The 21,637-nt window shown below is 31.7% G+C and carries 25 protein-coding genes and 1 pseudogene; 1 reads left to right on the top strand and 25 read right to left on the bottom strand.

Going from position 1 to position 21,637, the window contains the following annotated elements; translation table 11 throughout:
* Positions 1-52: 52 nt before the first annotated feature.
* From ACTS9J_RS04205 to ACTS9J_RS04190, 4 genes and pseudogenes are all read right to left on the bottom strand, one after another.
* Positions 53-2,317 carry an NADP-dependent malic enzyme gene (locus tag ACTS9J_RS04205; protein ID WP_312356026.1) on the bottom strand — a complete coding sequence of 755 codons (2,265 nt, stop codon included), beginning with the start codon at positions 2,315-2,317 and terminating at the stop codon, positions 53-55.
* 143 nt (positions 2,318-2,460) lie between these two features.
* Positions 2,461-5,088, bottom strand: coding sequence for a carboxypeptidase regulatory-like domain-containing protein (locus tag ACTS9J_RS04200; RefSeq protein ID WP_448352914.1), 2,628 nt, complete (start codon positions 5,086-5,088; stop codon positions 2,461-2,463).
* Positions 5,089-5,103: 15 nt separating this feature from the next.
* Positions 5,104-5,232, bottom strand: a complete 129-nt coding sequence (locus ACTS9J_RS04195) for a hypothetical protein (RefSeq protein WP_448352913.1) — start codon at positions 5,230-5,232, stop codon at positions 5,104-5,106.
* Between the two features lie 21 nt (positions 5,233-5,253).
* Positions 5,254-5,505 (bottom strand): annotated as a pseudogene (locus tag ACTS9J_RS04190) (GLPGLI family protein); the annotation flags it as partial.
* A 74-nt stretch (positions 5,506-5,579) separates the two neighbouring features.
* On the opposite strand from ACTS9J_RS04190, the gene ACTS9J_RS04185 reads away from it, so the two are divergent.
* A protein-coding gene (locus ACTS9J_RS04185; protein ID WP_448352912.1) for an IS3 family transposase occupies positions 5,580-6,754 on the top strand; the annotation gives its coding sequence in 2 pieces (ribosomal slippage) (positions 5,580-5,847 and positions 5,847-6,754; 1,176 coding nt in all).
* Between the two features lie 15 nt (positions 6,755-6,769).
* On the opposite strand, the gene ACTS9J_RS04180 is transcribed toward ACTS9J_RS04185, so the two are convergent.
* The 21 genes from ACTS9J_RS04180 to rpsH form a co-directional block, all read right to left on the bottom strand.
* Positions 6,770-7,177, bottom strand: a complete 408-nt coding sequence (locus tag ACTS9J_RS04180) for a hypothetical protein (RefSeq protein WP_448352911.1) — start codon at positions 7,175-7,177, stop codon at positions 6,770-6,772.
* Positions 7,178-7,246: 69 nt separating this feature from the next.
* Positions 7,247-7,483, bottom strand: coding sequence for a hypothetical protein (locus tag ACTS9J_RS04175; RefSeq protein WP_448352910.1), 237 nt, complete (start codon positions 7,481-7,483; stop codon positions 7,247-7,249).
* Between the two features lie 158 nt (positions 7,484-7,641).
* Positions 7,642-8,487, bottom strand: coding sequence for a GLPGLI family protein (locus ACTS9J_RS04170; RefSeq protein WP_291074832.1), 846 nt, complete (start codon positions 8,485-8,487; stop codon positions 7,642-7,644).
* A gap of 59 nt (positions 8,488-8,546) precedes the next feature.
* Positions 8,547-9,848: a glycosyltransferase gene (locus tag ACTS9J_RS04165; RefSeq protein WP_448352909.1), complete on the bottom strand. Its 1,302-nt coding sequence runs from the start codon at positions 9,846-9,848 to the stop codon at positions 8,547-8,549.
* A 7-nt stretch (positions 9,849-9,855) separates the two neighbouring features.
* Complete coding sequence (locus ACTS9J_RS04160; RefSeq protein ID WP_448352908.1) at positions 9,856-12,501, bottom strand: YfhO family protein; 2,646 nt, start codon at positions 12,499-12,501, stop codon at positions 9,856-9,858.
* On the bottom strand, positions 12,491-12,748 hold the full coding sequence (locus ACTS9J_RS04155; RefSeq protein ID WP_286495358.1) for a hypothetical protein: 258 nt from the start codon (positions 12,746-12,748) through the stop codon (positions 12,491-12,493). Before ACTS9J_RS04155 ends, ACTS9J_RS04160 begins: the two co-directional genes overlap by 11 nt.
* A gap of 1 nt (position 12,749) precedes the next feature.
* Entirely contained in the window at positions 12,750-13,820 is a 1,071-nt protein-coding gene (locus ACTS9J_RS04150; RefSeq protein ID WP_286495357.1) for a DUF6263 family protein, read from the bottom strand.
* Positions 13,821-14,050: 230 nt separating this feature from the next.
* The gene (gene rplQ / locus ACTS9J_RS04145; RefSeq protein ID WP_038335555.1) at positions 14,051-14,524 is read right to left on the bottom strand and encodes a 50S ribosomal protein L17; all 474 of its coding nucleotides are present in this window, start codon (positions 14,522-14,524) and stop codon (positions 14,051-14,053) included.
* 12 nt (positions 14,525-14,536) lie between these two features.
* Positions 14,537-15,529, bottom strand: coding sequence for a DNA-directed RNA polymerase subunit alpha (locus ACTS9J_RS04140; RefSeq protein WP_038335552.1), 993 nt, complete (start codon positions 15,527-15,529; stop codon positions 14,537-14,539).
* A gap of 22 nt (positions 15,530-15,551) precedes the next feature.
* On the bottom strand, positions 15,552-16,154 hold the full coding sequence (gene rpsD, locus ACTS9J_RS04135) for a 30S ribosomal protein S4 (protein ID WP_038335550.1): 603 nt from the start codon (positions 16,152-16,154) through the stop codon (positions 15,552-15,554).
* A 47-nt stretch (positions 16,155-16,201) separates the two neighbouring features.
* On the bottom strand, positions 16,202-16,591 hold the full coding sequence (rpsK, locus tag ACTS9J_RS04130; protein WP_019974178.1) for a 30S ribosomal protein S11: 390 nt from the start codon (positions 16,589-16,591) through the stop codon (positions 16,202-16,204).
* Between the two features lie 11 nt (positions 16,592-16,602).
* Positions 16,603-16,980 carry a 30S ribosomal protein S13 gene (gene rpsM, locus ACTS9J_RS04125; RefSeq protein ID WP_038335547.1) on the bottom strand — a complete coding sequence of 126 codons (378 nt, stop codon included), beginning with the start codon at positions 16,978-16,980 and terminating at the stop codon, positions 16,603-16,605.
* A 12-nt stretch (positions 16,981-16,992) separates the two neighbouring features.
* Positions 16,993-17,109, bottom strand: coding sequence for a type B 50S ribosomal protein L36 (ykgO, locus tag ACTS9J_RS04120; RefSeq protein ID WP_013598490.1), 117 nt, complete (start codon positions 17,107-17,109; stop codon positions 16,993-16,995).
* Positions 17,110-17,184: 75 nt separating this feature from the next.
* On the bottom strand, positions 17,185-17,400 hold the full coding sequence (infA, locus tag ACTS9J_RS04115; protein WP_019974180.1) for a translation initiation factor IF-1: 216 nt from the start codon (positions 17,398-17,400) through the stop codon (positions 17,185-17,187).
* A gap of 22 nt (positions 17,401-17,422) precedes the next feature.
* Positions 17,423-18,793: a preprotein translocase subunit SecY gene (gene secY, locus ACTS9J_RS04110; protein ID WP_038335544.1), complete on the bottom strand. Its 1,371-nt coding sequence runs from the start codon at positions 18,791-18,793 to the stop codon at positions 17,423-17,425.
* A gap of 15 nt (positions 18,794-18,808) precedes the next feature.
* On the bottom strand, positions 18,809-19,264 hold the full coding sequence (gene rplO / locus ACTS9J_RS04105; RefSeq protein ID WP_114999016.1) for a 50S ribosomal protein L15: 456 nt from the start codon (positions 19,262-19,264) through the stop codon (positions 18,809-18,811).
* Between the two features lie 30 nt (positions 19,265-19,294).
* Positions 19,295-19,474, bottom strand: coding sequence for a 50S ribosomal protein L30 (gene rpmD / locus ACTS9J_RS04100; RefSeq protein WP_038335538.1), 180 nt, complete (start codon positions 19,472-19,474; stop codon positions 19,295-19,297).
* Positions 19,475-19,485: 11 nt separating this feature from the next.
* Positions 19,486-20,007: a 30S ribosomal protein S5 gene (gene rpsE, locus ACTS9J_RS04095; protein WP_114999014.1), complete on the bottom strand. Its 522-nt coding sequence runs from the start codon at positions 20,005-20,007 to the stop codon at positions 19,486-19,488.
* Positions 20,008-20,023: 16 nt separating this feature from the next.
* The gene (rplR, locus tag ACTS9J_RS04090) at positions 20,024-20,377 is read right to left on the bottom strand and encodes a 50S ribosomal protein L18 (protein ID WP_114999013.1); all 354 of its coding nucleotides are present in this window, start codon (positions 20,375-20,377) and stop codon (positions 20,024-20,026) included.
* Positions 20,378-20,390: 13 nt separating this feature from the next.
* The gene (rplF, locus tag ACTS9J_RS04085; RefSeq protein ID WP_219034155.1) at positions 20,391-20,936 is read right to left on the bottom strand and encodes a 50S ribosomal protein L6; all 546 of its coding nucleotides are present in this window, start codon (positions 20,934-20,936) and stop codon (positions 20,391-20,393) included.
* Between the two features lie 22 nt (positions 20,937-20,958).
* Entirely contained in the window at positions 20,959-21,360 is a 402-nt protein-coding gene (gene rpsH / locus ACTS9J_RS04080; RefSeq protein ID WP_019974187.1) for a 30S ribosomal protein S8, read from the bottom strand.
* Between the last annotated feature and the right edge of the window lie 277 nt (positions 21,361-21,637).

Below are 21,637 nucleotides of genomic sequence, written 5' to 3'. Positions count from 1 at the left end.
AAATCCACTTAAATGATTTTAAGTGGATTTTTTGTATTATAAATTTTATATTTTACTGATGTTGTTGTGCATCAATTACAGCAATGGTAACCATATTCACAATTTCGCGAACAGTACTATCCAATTGTAACAAATGAATTGGTTTTTTCATTCCGATCAAAATTGGTCCAACCGCTTCTATATTTCCTAATTCTTGTAATAATTTATACGAAATATTCGCTGATTCAAGATTTGGAAAAACTAATGTATTCGCATGCGTTCCTGCTAATTTAGAAAATGGAAAATTACTTTGTAATTTCTCTCTGTTTACTGCAAAATTTGCCTGAATATCGCCATCAACTAAAACATCTGGATGATTTTGATGTAGATAATTCACTGCATTCTGAACTTTAGAAACCGTTTCTCCTTTATTTGATCCGAAGTTTGAATAAGATAATAATGCAATCTTTGGTTCAATTTTAAATTTCTTAATTGTTTCGTTAAATTGCAATGTAATGTTAACTAAATCCTCTGAAGTTGGATCTAAATTAACCGTTGTATCACCTAAGAAAACTGGTCCTTTTTCTGTCAACATCATATACATACTCGCAACTTTTTGACCTTGTTCCGCTCCAATTAATTCTAAAGCTGGACGAATCGCTTGCGAATAATTTTTCGTCATTCCCGAAATCATTGCATCTGCATAACCAAACTCAACCATACATGATCCAAAATAATTACGATCTCTCAATAATTTTTTCGCATCAGATTTTGAGATTCCTTTTCGTTGACGTTTCGAATAAATAAAATCAACGAATTGATTGTATCTGTCAGAATCTTCTTCTGCATTTGTATCAACAATTTCAACATCTTCCAAATCCAACATATAATCTTTAATCATTTGTTGAATTTTATTTTTCTTTCCTAAAATAATTGGAATAGCGATTTTTTCTTCCTTTACAATTTGCGCTGCACGAAGAATTTCGAAACGATCTCCTTCAGCAAAAACAACACGTTTTGGATTTGATTTTGCCGTTTGTGTCAAATTACGCATAATCGTACTTTCTTTTCCGATTCGCTTAATCAATGACAATTTGTATTCTTCGAAATCTGTAATGATATTTTTAGCAACACCAGTTTCAATCGCCGCTTTTGCAACCGCAGCCGAAACTTCTGGTAACAAACGTGGATCATTAGGTTTTGGAATAATATAATCTTTTCCAAATTTGATCGAATGATTATTGTATGCTTGCGTCACAACTTCAGGAACTGGTTCTTTTGCTAATTCTGCAATTGCTCGAACAGCAGCAATTTTCATTTCCTCATTAATTGTCGTCGAACGAACATCTAACGCTCCTCTAAAAATATACGGAAACCCAAGTACATTATTCACCTGGTTTGGATAATCAGAACGCCCAGTTCCCATAATAATATCTTGACGCGTCGCAACTGCTAAATCGTACGCAATCTCTGGATTTGGATTTGCCATTGCTAACACAATTGGATTTTCTGCCATTGTATTCAACATATCTGCTGATAAAACATCTGCAGCCGATAAACCGATAAAAACATCTGCATCTTTAACAGCATCTGCCAATGTCGAAATATCACGATCTGTTGCCCATTCTGCTTTAGAAGGATCAAGATTATCACGGTCAGAACGAATAACACCTTTACTGTCTAACATCACGATATTTTCTTTCGTTGCACCAACAGAAATATACATTCCTGTACACGAAATTGCCGCAGCACCAGCTCCGTTTACTACAATTTTAACTTTAGAAATATCTTTTCCTTGTAATTCACATGCATTAATCAACGCTGCACCAGAAATAATAGCTGTTCCGTGTTGATCGTCGTGCATAACTGGGATATTCATTTCAGCTTTCAAACGTTTCTCAATTTCGAAACACTCAGGCGCTTTAATATCCTCTAAATTGATTCCTCCAAAAGTCGGCTCTAAAGCTTTTACCGTATTGATAAATTCATCAACATTTTTTGTATCCAATTCGATATCGAAAACATCAATATCAGCAAAAATTTTGAATAGAAGACCTTTACCTTCCATCACCGGTTTTGAAGCTACCGCACCAATATCTCCCAAACCTAAAACGGCTGTACCGTTACTAATAACTGCAACCAGATTTCCTTTTGCTGTGTACTTATAAGCATTTTCTGGGTCTTTTTCAATCTCTAAACAAGGCTCCGCAACACCTGGCGAATAAGCAAGCGATAAATCACGTTGTGTATTCGTAGGTTTTGTAGGCACTACTGCAATCTTTCCTGGTTGACCCATCGAATGGTAATTCAATGCATCTTTCTTACGATTGTCATTCATTTCTCTGTGGTTTATATTTTTTCAAAATAAATTTAGGTAAAATATATTCAACCCACTTATGACAGATGTTAGATTTTAATATTTTATTAAAATAAATTATCGAGTTATATAATTTTGAAGTTAATAATTATGAGGTTGATAAATTAAAAATTGAATCTCGTTGTTAACATAATTTGTGTTGGTCTCAACTTATAGATAAATCGTTGTTCGAAATTGGAAGAAAAACTGTTTTGAGAAAAATATTTTTCATTAAAAAGATTATAAGCAGACAATTCAAAATCTATTTTCTTCTTTTTTAATGAATAACGATACATTAAATCTCCGAAAGTAGAATTTGGATTTAATCTTGAATCATCATTAACATACAAATCAAAATTAAGTTTTATATAATGCTGATCTGCAGGAAAAAAATGTAATCCTATTTGGTGGATTTGATTGGTGATTGATCGTGAACTTGAGTTTCCTGATAATTTATTTTTATAATTGGTTACACCATATTTATACTCAAACGTCATCCAACTTAATAATCTGAAAGATGCATCAAAATTAGAAGTTAAAATGGTATTGTGAATTTCGATTAAATCATCATTTAATAATTGATCGTAGGTTGTAAAATTATAACCTCCAGCTAAATTAAATGTTGTCTTAATTTTAGAAAAATATTGACTTATTTTAGCATTAACAGAATGTGTTTTTTGATGATTTTTTAAGTTCAAAGCTTCTAAAACAGTACTTGCATCCGCATTATAGCTGTAATTGTAGATTAAGTTATTTTCTGACCAATTGTACGAATATCCAAAATTGATAAACCTAGATTTTATCGGATTTTTATACTCGAAACGTAAAGAAGAATTCCATTTTTTTACTTCGTTAAAATTTCCGTCATTTTGTTGAATAGAATTGTATCGATACAATATAAATCCTTCGTGCAAACGTGTTAAACTCCCCAAATCATTAGAGAAATTATGCGAGGTTGATACTTTCCAGAATTTTGAAAATTCTAAACCTATATTAAATTTTGGTTCGATGTAAAAACAATTGTATGAAGTTTTATTTCCAAAAGAATTATTCTCTAAATTATACCACTGAAAAGGAATTCCAAAAGAAAAATTAAGTCGATTCTTTCTGTACGAAAAGTTATTTTCTACATACGGATTTAAAGTTGACCAGCGTGTATTGTTCTCAAAAGAAGAATTTATCGTTTGCTCATCTGCCAACAAATTACTTTTCATCGTATGATTGATGTACTTAATTCCAATTTTAGACTGTAAGACAAACGCTTTTATTCCTTTTGAAAACTCAGCAAAATTATTTGTTGAGAATTTATCGAAATTAATTTGTTGAAATGCATTTTGATAATCAGTTCCGTTATTTATAAAATCAGTAAAAACTCCTGGCGTAATGCTCAAATTTTCGCTGTAATTTTTATATGCAATAAGAGAACGCAACGTAATTAATTGTTTACCAATTTTTCTGATTGTTTTAAATTGATTAGAAAATTCTCTATTCGGTTGAGCTAATTTTTGCGAAATATAGTTATTGTTTTGATAGAGATTTCCTCTCGAACTATTCCAATCTCCTTTAAATTCCAAGACATTTTCAAGATAATTTTTAGAACTATTTTGAGATAATGTTGCTTTTAGATTAAGACTTTCTATTTGCAAATAATTTTTTTTGATTTCGTTGAGAAATATATCTCCCGTTGGTAAAAAATATTGTGTGTTTGTTTCTCCGAATCGCTTTTGAAAATCGTTGTGATAAGACAAATTAATTCGTAAATCTAACTCTTTTTTTAACTTAAAAAGATGATTCCAAGTTCCAATATTTATTGCATTATCTAACCAACGTTCGCCATCAAAATTAGGTGTTTGTACGCCCGCAATAGACAACCAACTTTCGTTCGAAAATTTTTCAGATTCATTTAAAAAATCTTCAAGACTTAAGGTTTTTAATTGACGAGAAACATCATTTCCATGATTATTTCCTTGATAAGAACCTATCATTTGTTGCTTTTTTGTGAACAACATTGGTGTAATATTCGCCTGATACAACAATGGTGAAGCGCCAAGACCAACTTCTGCTTTACCAGAATAGGTAATTTTGCTTTTTAATTTGATATCTAATGCGGCTTTAGAGCTATAAACCAAACTGTCTAAAATCTTGATGGGCTGATGATTCTCTAAAATTTGTACTTTATCCACGGCATCCGCAGAAAGATTTTCGTTTGCTAATGCATATTTTCCACCCAACAAATCCATTCCTTCGATGTAGTATTTATTGATTGATTCGCCTTGATACAAGATTCTACCAGAATTTTCGATTTCTATTCCAGGCATTTTTTTGATCACATCAGCTATAGAACGGTCTTTTATATCTTTAAAATTACTGACATCATAGGCAATTGTGTCGCCTTTTTTGCGAATTGGAGATTCTTTTAATTTAACTTCTTTTAACTCGATAGCTTTTTCTTGTAAAGTGAAATCAAAGTTTGTGGAAGATTCGTTTACCAAATCTGAAGTAAAAGCATAATTCATCGCACGAACTTTTATTTCATAGGTTTCGTGCGATGGATTATCTATTTTGATAGAATATTTACCGTCCGATTTTGTAATAAAATATGCCAACGTTTCGTCTGAAGTACTTGGTGAAATGGTAACATTAGCACCAGAAATAGGTTTTCCTTCTTCATTTTTAACAACACCAGAAATAGTAAGTTGTGCAAAAATAAAGTGCGAAAGTAAAGCAAATAATAGTGTTAATTGATATCTCAAATTGATAATGATATTTTAAAGGTATAGCATTAAATCTTTAATTATAAATCTATATTTTTGATTTTTTAAAAACTCTCTTATTTTTGTTTTTTTATCTTCGGAAACTTGTATTCCAGCACTTTCAATTGAAATAGTTGGGTCCATGAAGTCCTGATTTATGATATTATTAAATTCTTTATTTGAAAGTTTAATTGCTTTTTTAATTCTTTTAGCTAAAATTTCTTTGTTTTGATTATTAACATCGTATTTATATTGGGATAAAGTCCAATTGTAATTATTTTCTACATCATATAATTCTACAATTAATCCTGGTAAATTTTTGAAAATAAATGGACCATCGTTAATGGGAATATTATCATTATACCAAGCAATCCACTGACGCCCTAAGTAAGTAGTAATAGCTTTTTTTAATTCAATATTATTTTTATGCTTTGGATATCCTAACGAAAGTTCCAGAGTAAGAAAAGGTATATAATACTTATCTTACAATTATGAAAGGAATAAAAAATCATTACGATGCTTCATTTAAATTACGAGCGGTAGAATTGAGTTATGAAAGAAGTAATATATCGGAATTAGCAAGGGAACTTGGAATAAAAGCCTCCTTATTATACAAATGGCGCAAAGATTATCAAGAATACGGATCCAATAGTTTTCCAGGAAAAGGTAATTTAAAACTAACGCCAGAACAGGAGCGAATAGTTGAATTAGAAAGAAAGCTTAAAGATGCAGAATTAGAACGTGATATCTTAAAAAAAGCAATCAGCATTTTCTCCAAGAACGGTCGATGAAATATAGATTTATAAAGAATCACGATTGCCAATTTCCGATTGAGAAAATGTGTATTATCTTAAAAATCCACTCCAGCAGCTATTATAAATGGAAAAATAAAGGTTGCTCCAATCGACTTTTGAGAAAAAATTTGATGCTAGATAAAATAAAGTATCTATATTTTAAATTCAAGCAGAGATATGGAAGTCCTCGAATTCATTCAGAATTAAATGCTTTAGGTTACAGAATATCAGTTAAAACAGTTGCTAAATATATGCAAGAGCTTGGTTTAAGAAGTAAATTAAGTAAAAAGTTTAGAGTTACAACAAATTCTAAACATAATTATTTAACTGTAAATAATCTTCTTAATCGAGATTTTTACGCTTCAAAACCTTCTATGAAATGGGTATCAGATATTACTTATATTCAAACTCAAGAAGGATTTTTATATTTAACAACAATTATCGATTTATATGATAGAAAGGTCATTGGTTGGAGTTTGAGCAATACGATGAGTACTGAAGATACAACTTTATCAGCATGGCGTATGGCTATAAAGAATAGATCGATTAAAAAAGGAATGCTATTTCATTCTGATCGAGGAATACAATATGCGTCAAAGAAGTTTGCAAATACGCTTGATTCTTATGGTGTTATCCGTAGCATGTCAAGGAAAGGGAATTGCTGGGACAATGCTGTGGCTGAGAGTTTCTTTAAATCGTTAAAAACTGAAATGATTTATGGAAATAAATTAATTACAAGAGAGAAAATGAAAAAACAAATTTTTCAGTATATTGAAATTTGGTATAACAGAAATAGAAGACATAAAGCTTTGAATTATAAAACTATTTTTGAGTTTAATAATAATTTACAATTTTTAAAAAATGTAGCTTAACTTACACTGGAAAATTCAGGGGGATATCCACTTTTCATCTTTTAAATTCCATATGATATCAGGAAAACTTAATTCTGTTTCATAATTGATTGTTCCTAATTTAGAATTAAGAATCATTGTATTTGAAGCTTTCTCGTAGATGATAGTGGTTAGTTTAGAATTAGGAATTTGACCTAATTTACTCCAAGTTGTTTGAGGATTCTCGTTATTGAGGTTAGCTAAATACTCAATTTCATTAATGTTGTAAGTATTTTTAGAAACATAATATCTATCGATATCGTTTCTTAAAACAAATATATCTTCTTCAATTATATTATTAGGATGTAAACTGTCATATTTATATGTGTAACTATATACAAATTCATATGATTGACATAAAGAGATAATTGGTATTAATAATAATATATATAATAGCTTTTTCATGGTATCGATAAATGTAGATAACTAAATAATATTTATTTAATTATCAACATAATTTATTAGATTATTACTTTAATTTGCAGGTGGAATAGATTCTATTAATTTTTCCATTTCACATAACTTTTTATCTGCTTCATTTATTGCTGCTAAATCCCAAGTTGCGTCTTTATCTTTGCAAGCCATTATATAACCTCCACATTCTGTACTTGATTTAAATAAATCACATTCTTTTTCTACAACTGTAGTAGTGTTAGTTTCATTTGCCATTACAAAAGTTCCGATAAGTGCAAAAGCACTTGCTAATAACATTTTTTTCATTTTTTAAGTAATTTAGTTTTTTAATAATCAATCATAGTTTGCAACCTACAATTGCCTCATTAACGTTAATTACATCAATAATAATAAATGAATAAAACAAATCGTTTTGTAATTTAAGTAATTAAAAACGAATAAAATATATTAAATTCTTACTCCAATTCAATAGGGTTATAAGGCATTTCACCAAAATTGGTTATAGCTTTCTTATTTTCGTCAAGTGCAACTCCTTTTAGTCTTTCACCTGCATTTTCGTTGTAATCTTTTTCGGCTTTATAGAATTCTGTTTTCTTAACTTCTATAGGTGTTTTTTCACCTTGTGCTAAATAGATTTGTTTAGGATTTTGGTTGATAGCGTTTGCTGTAAAATGATAATGTTCTTTATCATCATAAATCTCTAAAATAAGACCAGGCAAACCATAAAATTTATACGGACCAGCATTCATTGGGATTTCGTCAGTGTACCAAGCCGTCCATTTTCTACCACCGTAGTTTACAGTCGCTTTTTTTGCAGTATAATTCAATATTTGTTTGGTATCATTCAGTAGTTTCCAATCTAATTTTGGTAACGTTTCTTTGTAAAGAAAATCATTCGGAGAGATTCTATCAACAAATGTAAGTTCATCATTTTCTTTCTTTAGAATAAGTTGATATTTAAAAGCAGATTTAAAACTTTGAGACATTATTTGATTAAATTCATTCGTCTTAATTGTAGGTAAATGACTAAAACTTTCAAGAATAGAATCCGTACCGATTTGATTGTAATCGACGAATTTATTGTAACGTTTACCAATTTGTAAAAGTGCTAAACCAGTTTTTGTTTTTTCAGGTTTTTTTACATTACGAACAATTTTGTAGTCATAAATAATGTTGTAATTGGACAACTCGTAATTCGTTTGCGAATATTTAATAGGCGCAAAGGATATATCAGTTTTTATTTGTGGCTGTGCATATACAATGCAACCAATAAAAATGATAAAATAGTATAGTAATTTCATTATAAGGTTGTTAATTATGATGAAATTACTATAAATATTTTTATTCTACAAATATAGTATTAATTTATTTTTAAATTATTTATCACGTCAACCAACTTTTTAGTCAAGTTTTTACGGTTGAATTGTTGAACTTCCTCTTCGTTTGTTTCAAATTTTTGGTTTGGATTTTTCAACCACTGATTGTATATGGAAAGAATGTATGTTTTGATTTCATTTACTTGTTGATGAGAAAAATAATCGCCCGCTTTTGTTTTTTGAAGTATTTTTTCGACATCAGCATCTGCTGGACCAACCGCTAAAATAGGATTTCCAGTTGCCATATATTCGAATAATTTTCCTGGAATAATTCCTTTCGAAGCTACATTATCAAAATTTGTTAACAACAGAATATTTGCAGAATTAATCGCATTTAACGACTCTTGATGCGAAACATATCCGTGAACAATCAAGTTATTTTGTAAACTTTGTTCAAGAATTGATTGTTTGACATCATCGGCTAAAGAACCATAAAAATTAAGTTTAAAATCTTCTCGAAACGATTGATTTTCGTTGCTAATTTCGGCCAAAGCTTTCCATAAAACAATTGGATTTCGAAGCATTTCCAAACCTCCAGAATACGTCAAATGAAAATAGTTTTGATCTTTATTTGTTTGTTGTTTTACTTCTTCAAAACCATTTGTAATTACTTCTACATGTTTTGCACCAATCTTCTTGAAGTTCTCTCCATCTGCATAACTTGTTGCTAAAACAACATCTGCTTTTTGCATTACTTCACGTTCCAAATCTTTGTGTTTTTTTGCAGCCCAAGAAGTTAATTTCAATTCTTTGTGATAACTAATTTGCGTCCATGGATCACGAAAATCTGCTAACCATTTGAGATTTGGCATTTGTTTTTTCAGCTTCAAGCCAATTAAATGAAGACTATGAGGCGGACCAGAAGTTACAATCGTATCGATATTTTCTTTTTGTAAAAAGTTTTTTAAATATTCAGCAGAAGGATTTACCCAAAACTTACGTGCATCTGGAATAAAGAAATTCCCTCTTACAAAAACCGACAACTTCGACATAAAAGATTGATTTTCTTTTTTCTCGAAATGTCCACCTTTATAAGCTTTATTCTTTGGATTCAGTTTTTCTGCTAGCTGATAAGGTTCCCAAATTTTATTCTTGACGATTTTAACTTTTGGATTAATATCCTTGGCTAATGTTTCATCAAGAATTGGATAAGAAGGATTTTCTGGAATATAAACATAGGTTTCATATCCAAATTCAGGAAGATATTTTGTGAATTTCAACCATCTTTGAACACCAGGACCTCCCGCAGGAGGCCAGTAATAGGTGATGATTAATATTTTTTTCATTCTAAAATTAAGCCTTTTCTGCGGCTAAGTTTAAATTCTCTTTTATAGAACATTTTTTATATCCCAAATAAATACCTCCAGCCACAACGATTAAAAGTAAAATATTCGAAACTATCACAATCATATTTCCAGTAGAAATAACTTGTGGTTTAAATTCCATCACGATTGTATGATTTCCTTTTTGTACAGGAACTGCACGCAAAACATAATTCGCTTTTTCGATCGGAACTTCTTTTCCATCAACCGTTGCAATCCAACCGTGCGGATAATAAACTTCTGAGAAAACAGCAATTTGATCTGTATTAGAAGAAGATTTATACGTCATCTTCATTAGTGAATAATCAACCAATTCAATTTTCGCATTAGTATCTGCCGAAACATTCATGTTTTTATTCTCAACCAAATCTTTACGTAAAATTACCGTGTTATTAATTGGAGTAGAATTTATCGCTAAAATTTCATCATTTGCATTTTCTGTCCATTTGATATTTGAGGCTAACCAAACACTTCCCAAAGCTGTAGGATTTTGCTGTACTTGCGGCTCCGTTGGACTTCCATGAATAATGTATTTCGTATTCATCATATTCAATACATTAATCAAACCTGTTTCATCTTTGATTCCATATTTTTTCAATTGCGGATCTTGAGAAAAATAGATATCCACAACATCTTGGTATTTTCCTAATTTCGCCGCATGATAACCACCAATTGAAGGAACAAAATATGAAGTTCCAGCTTCATTAAATGTACTCAAAACCGTATTGTACACACGGAAATGTGATTTATCTTGTTTTGAAATATTTAATAATAAATTATTCAATGGAACTTTGTAAGCAATTTGCGCTACATTATTGTTGTTCTCTGCTTCAGTTTGTAAACGAGGCGACATTTCAGTTGGGAAAGGATTATCAACAATGTATTTAGATACAAAATTATCTTCGTTCAAATATCTTTTATTCACCGTAAATCCGTCAATAAAAGCCAATGCACCAATCGCTAAAATGACGATAATTGGTTTTTTGATAAACTTGAATAAATAAGCCAACAACAAAGCCATTGTGAACAAAACAAAAATCAATGTGCGAACTGTATCCGCTTTAAACATAGAAATTCTATCTTGAATTAATGCTTCATCTAATCGTTTTATTAATCCATCCCAAAGTCCGATTGCATTTGGATTTGCTTGCTGAATTTGTCCGATTAATTGTTCAGTCATTAATTTTTCATTCTCTGATGTAAATGGAAAAATCATTCCACCGAATAAGAAGAAAATAATTAGAATTCCGACTGTAGAACCACCAGCTATATAAAGTACTTTCTTTTTGAATTCATCTGATTCGTCAGAATTAAAGAAATAATATAAAGTCAAAATTGCTAAGAAAGGCATTGTAAATTCGGCAATTACCAAGATTGATGATACAGCGCGGAACTTATCATACATCGGGAAATAATCAATGAATAAGTTGGTAACGAATGGTAAATTTTTACCCCAAGCCAAAATGAAACTTAGAATCGTTGCTCCAACTAACCATTTTTTATAGGTCGCGTATTTTCCACGTACCATAAACATTCCGATAATAAACAAGAAAACGACTACAGCTCCCTGATATGCAGGTCCGGAAGTTCCTGGCTGATCTCCCCAATATGCACTTCTCGGTTGACTTGCCACAGCTTGAAAAACTTGCTGATTGAACTCGTCTTCACCAAGGCTATATTGAGTATTTTGTAATTCTGATGTATAATTCTTTAAATCTTCTGGATTCGTTTGCGAACCACCACCCATCAAATTTGGAATAAAAAGATTTAATGTTTCTAATTTTCCATAACTCCATTGTGTGATATAATCGTGATCTAATCCGTTCGAATTCTTTTTCAACAAGGTCATCTCAGATTTTCCACGAGTTGTTTCTTTACTGTATTCGTAAGTTGACAATAATCGATTTGCATTCAATCCTGCTGCAATAATTAAAGCGACAACTACTAATGCAGATGATTTTAAGAAATCTGGTAATTCTTTTTTCTTTAAACTATCAATAAATTGAACAATTGCAAAAACCAACATCGCTAAAAACAAATAGAACGTCATTTGAATGTGATTGGCTTGTAATTGCAATCCCATAAACAAGGTTGTAAGTACAAAACCTGCAATGTATTTTTTACGATACAATAAAAGAATTCCGGCAACAAAAGGCGCGAAATAACCAATTGTATGGAGCTTTCCGTTATGCCCTGCTGCAATCAGCTCAAAATAATACGAACTAAAAGCAAAGAAAATTGCACCAACTAAAGCATATTGCCATTTTTTGAAAAGCGTTAAGCCAAGAATAAAAAATCCTGTAAATAACAAGAAAATATAATCTGCTGGACGTGGTAAAAATCTGAAAACACCATCTATCGTTTTGATAATATCAAAATCATATTTTGCTCCAGTTTGATAGGTTGGCATTCCACCAAACATCGCATCAGACCAATAGACATTTTCTCCTGTTTTGTCTTGATACGTCAACATTTCTTGCGCACTACCCCTGTAGTTGATAATATCAGGTTGAATAACAGATTTTCCCGATAAAACTGGTGAACAATACACCAATGCAATCACTGCAAAAAGCAGCAATGAGATAAGAACGTAGAGTAAATTCTTTTTATTTTTCATCCTTTTTTTCTTCGATTATTTCGTAATCCACCGTTTCGGCGTCTATATTATATTTCGGTTTGTCGAAAGATGTGTTTGGTTTCGATTCGTTGTACGAATCATTTGAGTTTTGGTTCTGATTATAAGCATTTCTTTGCTGATTAATTGCTTCTTGAAAAACTTTTTTCACTGCAAATACTTTTCTTAAAAATCTAAAAATAGTTAAGAAAATAATACTTAAAATTATAATCCAAATAATTGTTTTCATTTTAGTTAACTGTTGTGACAGTTGTAACCGACTCAGTCATCGTTTGTTTTTGACCTTGCGCTTCTACTGTACGTTTTAATGTTTCCTTTTTCGTTAAATTAACTTTGTTGATCCAACCAGATTTAGTGTCCAACAAAATTTTTCCATCTACATTCGCACTACTATTCGCAGACATTGTAACACCTTGTTGCGACTCATTACCTTTCAAACTTTGCGTTCCATTTACAGTAATTGTCGTATTTGCAGGCTCAACACTTGCTAAAGTTCTTTTCATCGAAATATTTCCTTTCATTGGACCTTGATCAATTTTTTGACTATCGCTCCAAGATTCTTTAAGCGCTAAAGTTTTGTTAGGGAAAATATTCATCGTTTCTTCAAATTGAGAAGAAATTGCTTGTTTGTTTAATGAATTGTCGATAATCTGTGTAAAGAATTTAAACTCTTCTGCTGAAACTTGTTTCTTCACAGAGTTAAGAATTGAAGTTTTGATTCCTTCTAATCCATCAACGCTTACAACTTTTCCTTTCTGATCAACTTTCATTGTATACGTTTTTCCTGTCATAGCTTTGTAAATCGACCAAGAAACCGCAATATCTTTGTTCGCTGGTTTTGCAGCATTTGTGTCATACGAAATTGATTTTCCCGAAGGATCTGTCATTTTCTCGCTATATTGTTTAGATTTCACTTCTAATGTATACACACCATCTTTGAAATCTTTTACCGTATAATCAATTTGTTTTTTACTTTCACTTGACATTTTTTGAGATTGTTTCCCGTCCGAAGCCGTGTGAGTTGTTTTAATTCCCAACGTCATTGGATAAGTCTTTCCTATCTCCAAATTGTATTTGTATGCATATTTGTCATCTGCACCTTTTGTTATTGCAACAACTTCTGTTTCAGCAGGCGTTTCAGCGATTTTCAAAGAATCTGTTGTTTCTATTTTGGCAACTGTATCACCTTTTTCGTTCACAATTAATTCTTTTCCATCTTTATCTTTTCCTACGACTTTATCATCTTTTTTACATGAAACAACTGCCATTGCGACAGCCATCATGAATAGTAATTTTTTCATATCAATTTTATGTTTGATAATTGGTTTATTGCCAAAATCAATCCAAAAATAAGGATTTTAGTTGATTTTTTAACATTAAGATTTTAAAACAATCATATCTAGAAAATTAGATGATTGAAAAGAATTTATTGTCAATCTAGAAAATTATAAAGTATTACAAATTGTCATAATTAATAAATACAAAAAAAGCCTCCCAATTTGGGAGGCTTTTTACTATATAATCGAATAGATTATGCTTCTTCTGTACTTTCAGTTTCAGCAGCTGGTGCAGCTTCTTCTGTTTTAGTACTTTTTTTACTACGACGTGTAGTTGCTTTTTTCTCTACTTTCGCGTTAGTGTAGATATCATTGAAATCTACTAACTCGATCATTGCAGTATCAGCACCGTCACCTAAACGGAATCCAGTTTTGATGATACGAGTGTATCCTCCTGGGCGATTTGCAATTTTAGGAGCTACAGTTCTGAATAATTCAGTTACAGCTTCTTTATCTTGTAAGTATGAAAATACAACGCGACGGTTGTTAGTATCGTCTGTTTTAGACTTTGTCAATAAAGGCTCAACATATGTTTGTAATGCTTTAGCCTTTGCTACTGTTGTGTTAATTCTCTTGTGAGTAATCAACGCTATAGCTAAATTAGATAATAAAGCTCTTCTATGAGAGGCAGTTCTACCTAAATGGTTAAATTTTTTTCCGTGTCTCATTTTTTAATAAAATTATTCTACGTCTAACTTATATTTTACGATGTCCATTCCAAAGTTAAGACCTTTGCTGTCCACCAATTCTTCTAACTCTGTAAGAGATTTCTTACCAAAGTTTCTGAATTTCATTAAGTCAGACTTAGCGAAAGAAACTAATTCGCCTAATGTTTCAACTTCAGCTGCTTTTAAACAATTTAATGCTCTTACTGATAAATCCATATCTACCAATTTTGTTTTCAATAATTGGCGCATATGTAATGCTTCTTCATCATAAGTTTCACCAGATGCAACTTCTTCCGCTTCTAATGTTATTCTCTCATCTGAGAATAACATAAAGTGGTGAATTAAGATTTTAGCTGCTTCAGTTAAAGCATCTTGAGGTGTTATAGAACCATCTGTTGTAATTTCAAAAACTAATTTTTCGTAGTCAGTTTTTTGTTCTACACGATAGTTTTCAATTGCGTATTTTACATTCTTAATTGGAGTGTAAATTGAGTCAATTGCTATAGTACCGATTGGCGCAGAAGCCTTTTTATTCTCATCAGCTGGTACGTATCCTCTACCTTTTTCGATTGTAAATGTAATTGTTACGTTTACTTTAGCGTCTAAGTTAGCGATAACTAATTCAGGGTTTAAAACTTGGAATCCAGAAATAAATTTCCCTAAATCACCTGCTGTTAATTGATCTTGCCCTGAGATAGTAGCAGTTACAGTTTCAGCATCTGATTCATCAATTTGTTTCTTAAAACGAACCTTTTTCAGATTTAAAATGATCTCTGTAACATCTTCCACTACTCCTGGAATAGTTGAAAATTCGTGCTCAACTCCTTCAATTTTGATTGAAGTGATCGCATATCCTTCTAATGAAGAAAGTAACACTCTACGTAGAGCATTTCCAACTGTAATCCCGTATCCTGGCTCTAATGGACGGAACTCGAATTGTCCGAATTTAGAGTCAGACTCTACTAAGATTACTTTGTCAGGTTTGATGAAATTTAAAATAGTCATTTTATTAGTCTGATTTTAAGGTTTATTTAGAATATAACTCGACGATTAATTGCTCTTTAATATCTTCTGGAATTTGAACTCTTTCTGGAGCTTTTGTGAAAGTTCCTGATTTTTGTTCGTCGTTCCAAATTAACCAATCGTACTCGCTACGTGCGTGTAAAGAGTTTGTGATTGCAGCTAAAGATTTAGATTTTTCTCTAACAGCGATTACATCACCAGCTTTTAATTGGTAAGAAGGGATGTTCACGATTTCTCCGTTTACAGTTACGTGTTTGTGAGATACTAATTGACGTGCAGCACTACGTGAGTTTGCGATACCTAAACGGTAAACTACGTTATCTAAACGAGATTCACATAATTGTAATAATACTTCACCTGTAATTCCTTTAGAAGCATTTGCTTTTTTGTATAAGTTAGCAAATTGACGCTCTAAAATACCGTAAGTATATTTTGCTTTTTGTTTTTCAGTTAACTGAATAGCGTATTCTGATTTTTTAGCTCTTCTTTTGTTAGGTCCGTGTTGCCCTGGAGGATATTTCTTTTTCTCAAAAGATTTATCGTCACCGAAAATTGGTTGTCCAAATTTTCTTGCAATTTTAGTTTTTGGTCCTGTATATCTTGCCATGATTTGTTACTATTAAATATATTAAATAATTAAATTGAGAAAAATGATTATACTCTTCTCTTTTTAGGTGGACGACATCCATTGTGTGGTAATGGAGTAACATCAACGATTTCAGAAACCTCGATACCACCGTTATGAATTGTTCTAATAGCAGATTCACGACCTTGACCTGGTCCTTTCACGAATACTTTTACTCTTCTTAATCCTGCTTCGTATGCAACTGTTGTTGCATCTTGAGCAGCTACTTGAGCAGCGTAAGGAGTGTTCTTTTTAGATCCACGGAATCCCATTTTACCTGCTGAAGACCAAGAGATAACTTCACCGTTTTTGTTTGTTAAAGTAACGATAACATTGTTAAACGATGCTTGAATATGAGCTTGTCCAGTAGCTTCAATAACTACTTTTCTTTTCTTTACTACTTTCTGATTTTTTGCCATGATCCTATTTATTATTTAGTGGCTTTTTTCTTGTTAGCAACTGTTTTCTTTTTACCTTTTCTTGTACGTGAGTTATTTTTTGTTCTTTGACCACGTAATGGTAAACCTAATCTGTGACGAATACCTCTTTGACATCCGATATCCATTAAACGTTTAATGTTTAATTGGATTTCTGATCTTAATTCACCTTCTACTTTGAAAGTTTCATTGATCGATGCACGGATTGCGTTGATTTCTTCATCAGTCCATTCGCTAACTTTTGTATCTTCTGAAATATTATTTTCAGCTAAGATTTTAGAAGCACTGCTTCTTCCGATCCCGTAAATGTATGTAAGTCCGATTACCCCTCTTTTGTTTTTAGGTAAATCTACACCTGAAATTCTTGCCATAATTCTAAATAATTAACCTTGTCTTTGTTTAAACTTAGGATTCTTTTTGTTGATCACATACAAACGTCCTTTACGACGCACAATTTTACAGTCAGCACTTCTCTTTTTAATGGATGCTCTAATTTTCATCTTTGTAAATTTATTTATAATCCGATAGAGTTAACGTATCTACATTAACTCTATCACCAGTCGTTATTATTTCTTTTAGTATCTGTAAGATATTCTACCTTTCGTTAAATCGTAAGGAGACATCTCTATTTTAACTCTATCACCTGGTAATAATTTGATATAGTGCATACGCATTTTACCAGATATGTTACATGTTACAACATGTCCATTTTCTAATTCGACACGGAACATTGCATTTGATAATGCTTCTGTAATCGTACCGTCTTGTTCAATATGTTTTTGTTTAGCCATAAATCTTTTTAATAAAATCTTATTAGATATCTCTTGAAGTTCTACCTGAAGACATTAAACCATCGTAACGGTGATTTAATAAATATGTATTAATTTGTTGTACAGTATCTAAGATAACTCCCACCATAATTAACATTGATGTACCTCCAAAGAACATTGCTAAGCTCTGTTCTACACCTAATAATTTTACAATCGCTGGCAAAACAGCAAGCAAAGTTAGTAAAATTGCTCCAGGTAACGTAATTTTTGATAAAATTTCGTCTAAAAAATTTGCAGTTTCTTTTCCAGGACGGATTCCAGGGATGATTCCTCCGTTACGTTTAAGATCTTCTGCCATTTGGTTTACTGGGATTGTGATTGCAGTATAGAAATATGTGAAGATAATAATTAGTAATCCGAAGATCAAATTGTATTCCCACGTAAATGGATCTGCCATTTTCGCGAAGAATGCTTTTACTGGACTTCCTTCGTCTAAGAAATAGTTTGCCAATGTTCCTGGTAAAAACATAATTGCTTGTGCGAAGATAATAGGCATTACACCTGCTGCATTTACTTTAAGTGGAATATATGAACGTACAGAGTCTGTAACTGATCTCATATATGAACTACTTGAAGTTTGCGCTCTTCTTACATATTGTACTGGTACTTTACGCACCGCTGCAACAATCATAATACACATTGCAATAACTAGGATTAACCCTAACATTTCTATCAAGAAGAAAATACCGTTTGAAGGGTCAACTTCAAATGCATTAAATATTGCTTTTGGTAAGTCGGCTAGGATACCAACCATAATTAAGATTGAAATACCGTTACCTATACCTTTGTCAGTAATTTTTTCTCCCATCCACATGGCAAAGATTGTCCCTGTAATCAAAATGATTGTTGAAGGGAACCAGAACCAAAAGTTGGTTGGAGGAATTACATAGATAGCATATGATGAAGTTGGATCGTAAGGTAAAATTTGAGAAGTTACTAATGTAAGGTATGCTGGTGCTTGCACCAAACAAATCCCGATTGTTAACCATCTCGTAATTTGGTTTACTTTGTTACGTCCGCTTTCTCCTTCTTTCTGTAGTTTTTGGATGTAAGGTACTGCTAATCCCATCAATTGTATAACAATCGAAGCAGAGATATAAGGCATAATTCCTAACGCAAATACGGAAGCTCTCTTAAAAGAACCTCCGGTAAAAGAGTTTAATAATCCTAAAATTCCTGAATTTGCATTTTCTTGGTCTGCAACAAAACGATTAACCTCGTTAATATCGACACCTGGAAGTGGAATATGAGAACCGAATCTATAAACCAACAATAGAAGGATAGTTACAAGTAACTTATCCTTCAATTCTTTTATGCTCCAGATATTTTTTATGGTCTGTATAAACCCTTTCATCTATAAAATATATTCTTAAGCGTTAACTAATTCTACTTTACCTCCTGCATTCACAATAGCTTCTTGAGCTGTTTGAGTGAATTTATCAGCAGTAACATTAACAGTTGCTTTTAACTCTCCACGACCTAAAATTTTCACTAAGTCATTTTTGTGAGCTAATCCTAACTGAACTAATGTTTCTTTATTTAAAGTATCTGTAATTTTGTTGTTATCAACTAATTGTTGAATTGTATCTAAATTGATTCCTGTGTACTCAACTCTGTTGATGTTTTTGAAACCAAATTTAGGTAAACGTCTTTGTAAAGGCATTTGTCCACCTTCGAAACCGATTTTTCTTGAATAACCAGAACGAGATTTAGCACCTTTGTGTCCACGACCTGCTGTCAAACCGTTTCCACTACCTTCACCTCTACCTTTACGGAATTTATTTTGTACTGAACCAGCAGCTGGTTTTAAATTACTTAAATTCATTTTTAATAATTTTTAAAAGGTTAAAAGCGATTAAGCTCTTTCTACTACTACTAAGTGTGAGATTTTACGGATCATTCCTTCAATTTGAGGAGTTGATTCGTGCTCAACAACTTGATTCAACTTTTTTAAACCTAAAGCAACTAATGTAGCTTTTTGAGATTTATCACGGTTGATTGCACTACGTGTTTGTTTTACTCTTACTTTGCTCATTTTACTTTTTTTTAACCGTTGAATACTTTAGTTACAGAAATACCTCTTTGACGAGCAATAGTCTCTACAGAACGTAAGCTTAATAAAGCGCGGAATGTAGCTTTTACTGCGTTATGAGGGTTAGAAGAACCTTTTGATTTTGATAATACATCATGTACACCAACTGATTCTAATACCGCACGTACTGTACCACCTGCAATTACCCCTGTACCTTTAGATGCTGGACGGATGAATACTTGCGCACCACCGAAACGAGCTTCTTGTTCGTGAGGAATTGTGTTGTTAAATAACGGGATACGTACTAAGTTTTTCTTAGCGTCTTCGATAGCTTTAGCGATTGCAGAAGCTACGTCTTTAGATTTCCCTAATCCGTAACCTACTACTCCGTTTCCGTCACCTACTACTACGATTGCAGAGAAACCAAATGCTCTACCTCCTTTTGTTACTTTAGTAACACGTTGTACTCCAACTAAACGATCTTTTAAATCTAAACCTGTTGGTTTTACTCTTTCTACGTTTTTAAATCCTAACATAATTTCTTTCTCTTTTTTAGAATTTTAATCCACCTTCTCTAGCACCATCTGCTAAAGCTTTGATTCTACCATGATATACGAAACCGTTACGATCAAAAACTACAGTTTCAATTCCTTTTGCAATAGCTTTAGCAGCTAATGCTTTACCAACTGATACAGAAACTTCAGATTTTGTACCTTCTACAGCAACACCTTTTTCACGAGATGATGCAGAAGCTAAAGTTACTCCATTGTTATCGTCAATAATTTGAGCGTAAATTTCTTTGTTAGAACGGTAAACTGATAAACGAGGCTTAGTTTCTGTTCCAAAAATATTTCGACGCACGCGTCTTTTTATTTTTTGTCTTTTTTCTACTTTAGATAATGCCATTTTTCAATGATTTTTATGCAGATTTACCTGCTTTTCTTCTAATAATTTCTCCTACGAATTTAATTCCTTTTCCTTTGTAAGGCTCTGGCTTACGGTAAGAACGAATTTTCGCTACAATCATTCCTAATAATTGATTATCATGAGATGATAATGTAATAATAGGATTTTTACCTTTTTCTGTTAAAGTTTCAACTTTAATTTCAACAGGTAATTCAATAACGATATTGTGAGAGAAACCTAATGACAAATCTAATTTTTGTCCGTTGTTAGATGCTCTATAACCAACACCAACTAATTCTAATTGTTTTTTAAAACCTTCTGTTACACCAGTAATCATGTTATTGATTAATGAACGGTATAAACCATGTAAAGCTTTGTTATCTTTAGAATCGTTTGGACGAACTACAGTTAAAACTCCGTCTTCGATTGTTAAATCAAATCCTTCTTTTAACTCTCTTGTCATTGTAATGTTGTTACCTTTTACAGTAACTACGTTATCTTTAAATTCAACAGTTGCTGCTGCAGGGATGTTGATATGTGCGTGTCCTATTCTTGACATAATTTCTTAATTTTTTAAAAGATTAATAAACAAAACATAAAACTTCACCACCTACATTCTCTTGACGAGCTTGTTTATCTGTCATCACACCTTTAGAAGTTGAGATGATAGCAACACCTAAACCGTTTAATACACGAGGTAATTCTTTAGATCCTGCGTATTGACGTAAACCTGGAGTTGAAGCTCTTTTGATTTTACGGATAGCTGGCTCTTTAGTAACTTTGTCGTACTTTAAAGCGATTTTAATTGTTCCTTGAGGTTGATCTTGTCCTTCGAATTTGTAGTTCAAGATGTAACCTTGTTCAAATAAGATCTTAGTGATCTCTTTTTTAATTTTAGATGCAGGAATTTCCACTACTTTGTGTCCTGCCATCATTGCATTTCTAACGCGAGTTAGAAAATCTGAAATTGGATCTGTATACATAAATAATTCTATAGTATAGCGCGTAAGCACTACTTTTAAAATTAAACTTTTACCAAAATGCACTATGCATTTGGGTTGCAAATATATTGCATATTTTTTAATTACAAACTATTAATCTAAATAATTTATTTTTAATCGTTTTATAACTAGGGATTAAGACAAAACATGAAACTCAATCTTTATATTTATTTATCTTTTTAATCGATCTCAACAATTAATTCTTGATGTAATCTTCTATTTTTATTCTTAAAAAATAGCTGAAAGTCAAAACAATTTA

Source organism: Empedobacter sp. ULE_I140 (genome assembly GCF_053482575.1).
Note: the sequence above shows the minus strand (reverse complement) of the source record. Positions and strands in the feature narration are given on the sequence as shown.

Bases quoted from the DNA above. Each gene is read 5' to 3' on its own strand.
- rpsE (WP_114999014.1), bottom strand. From the start codon at position 20,007: ATGTTAGGATTTAAAAACGTAGAAAGAGTAAAACCAACAGGTTTAGAT.
- ACTS9J_RS04205 (WP_312356026.1), bottom strand. From the start codon at position 2,317: ATGAATGACAATCGTAAGAAAGATGCATTGAATTACCATTCGATGGGT.
- ACTS9J_RS04170 (WP_291074832.1), bottom strand. From the start codon at position 8,487: ATGAAATTACTATACTATTTTATCATTTTTATTGGTTGCATTGTATAT.
- rpsH (WP_019974187.1), bottom strand. From the start codon at position 21,360: ATGTATACAGATCCAATTTCAGATTTTCTAACTCGCGTTAGAAATGCA.
- ACTS9J_RS04180 (WP_448352911.1), bottom strand. From the start codon at position 7,177: ATGAAAAAGCTATTATATATATTATTATTAATACCAATTATCTCTTTA.
- ACTS9J_RS04140 (WP_038335552.1), bottom strand. From the start codon at position 15,529: ATGACTATTTTAAATTTCATCAAACCTGACAAAGTAATCTTAGTAGAG.
- ykgO (WP_013598490.1), bottom strand. From the start codon at position 17,109: ATGAAAATTAGAGCATCCATTAAAAAGAGAAGTGCTGACTGTAAAATT.
- secY (WP_038335544.1), bottom strand. From the start codon at position 18,793: ATGAAAGGGTTTATACAGACCATAAAAAATATCTGGAGCATAAAAGAA.
- rpmD (WP_038335538.1), bottom strand. From the start codon at position 19,474: ATGAGCAAAGTAAGAGTAAAACAAACACGTAGTGCAATCAACCGTGAT.
- rpsM (WP_038335547.1), bottom strand. From the start codon at position 16,980: ATGGCAAGAATTTCAGGTGTAGATTTACCTAAAAACAAAAGAGGGGTA.
- infA (WP_019974180.1), bottom strand. From the start codon at position 17,400: ATGGCTAAACAAAAACATATTGAACAAGACGGTACGATTACAGAAGCA.
- rplF (WP_219034155.1), bottom strand. From the start codon at position 20,936: ATGTCAAGAATAGGACACGCACATATCAACATCCCTGCAGCAGCAACT.
- ACTS9J_RS04150 (WP_286495357.1), bottom strand. From the start codon at position 13,820: ATGAAAAAATTACTATTCATGATGGCTGTCGCAATGGCAGTTGTTTCA.
- ACTS9J_RS04160 (WP_448352908.1), bottom strand. From the start codon at position 12,501: ATGAAAAATAAAAAGAATTTACTCTACGTTCTTATCTCATTGCTGCTT.
- rpsK (WP_019974178.1), bottom strand. From the start codon at position 16,591: ATGGCAAAAAATCAGAAAGTAGTAAAGAAAAGAAAAGTAGTTATTGAA.
- ACTS9J_RS04195 (WP_448352913.1), bottom strand. From the start codon at position 5,232: ATGGACCCAACTATTTCAATTGAAAGTGCTGGAATACAAGTTTCCGAA.
- rplO (WP_114999016.1), bottom strand. From the start codon at position 19,264: ATGAATTTAAGTAATTTAAAACCAGCTGCTGGTTCAGTACAAAATAAA.
- ACTS9J_RS04165 (WP_448352909.1), bottom strand. From the start codon at position 9,848: ATGAAAAAAATATTAATCATCACCTATTACTGGCCTCCTGCGGGAGGT.
- ACTS9J_RS04175 (WP_448352910.1), bottom strand. From the start codon at position 7,483: ATGTTATTAGCAAGTGCTTTTGCACTTATCGGAACTTTTGTAATGGCA.
- rplQ (WP_038335555.1), bottom strand. From the start codon at position 14,524: ATGAGACACGGAAAAAAATTTAACCATTTAGGTAGAACTGCCTCTCAT.
- ACTS9J_RS04155 (WP_286495358.1), bottom strand. From the start codon at position 12,748: ATGAAAACAATTATTTGGATTATAATTTTAAGTATTATTTTCTTAACT.
- rplR (WP_114999013.1), bottom strand. From the start codon at position 20,377: ATGGCATTATCTAAAGTAGAAAAAAGACAAAAAATAAAAAGACGCGTG.
- rpsD (WP_038335550.1), bottom strand. From the start codon at position 16,154: ATGGCAAGATATACAGGACCAAAAACTAAAATTGCAAGAAAATTTGGA.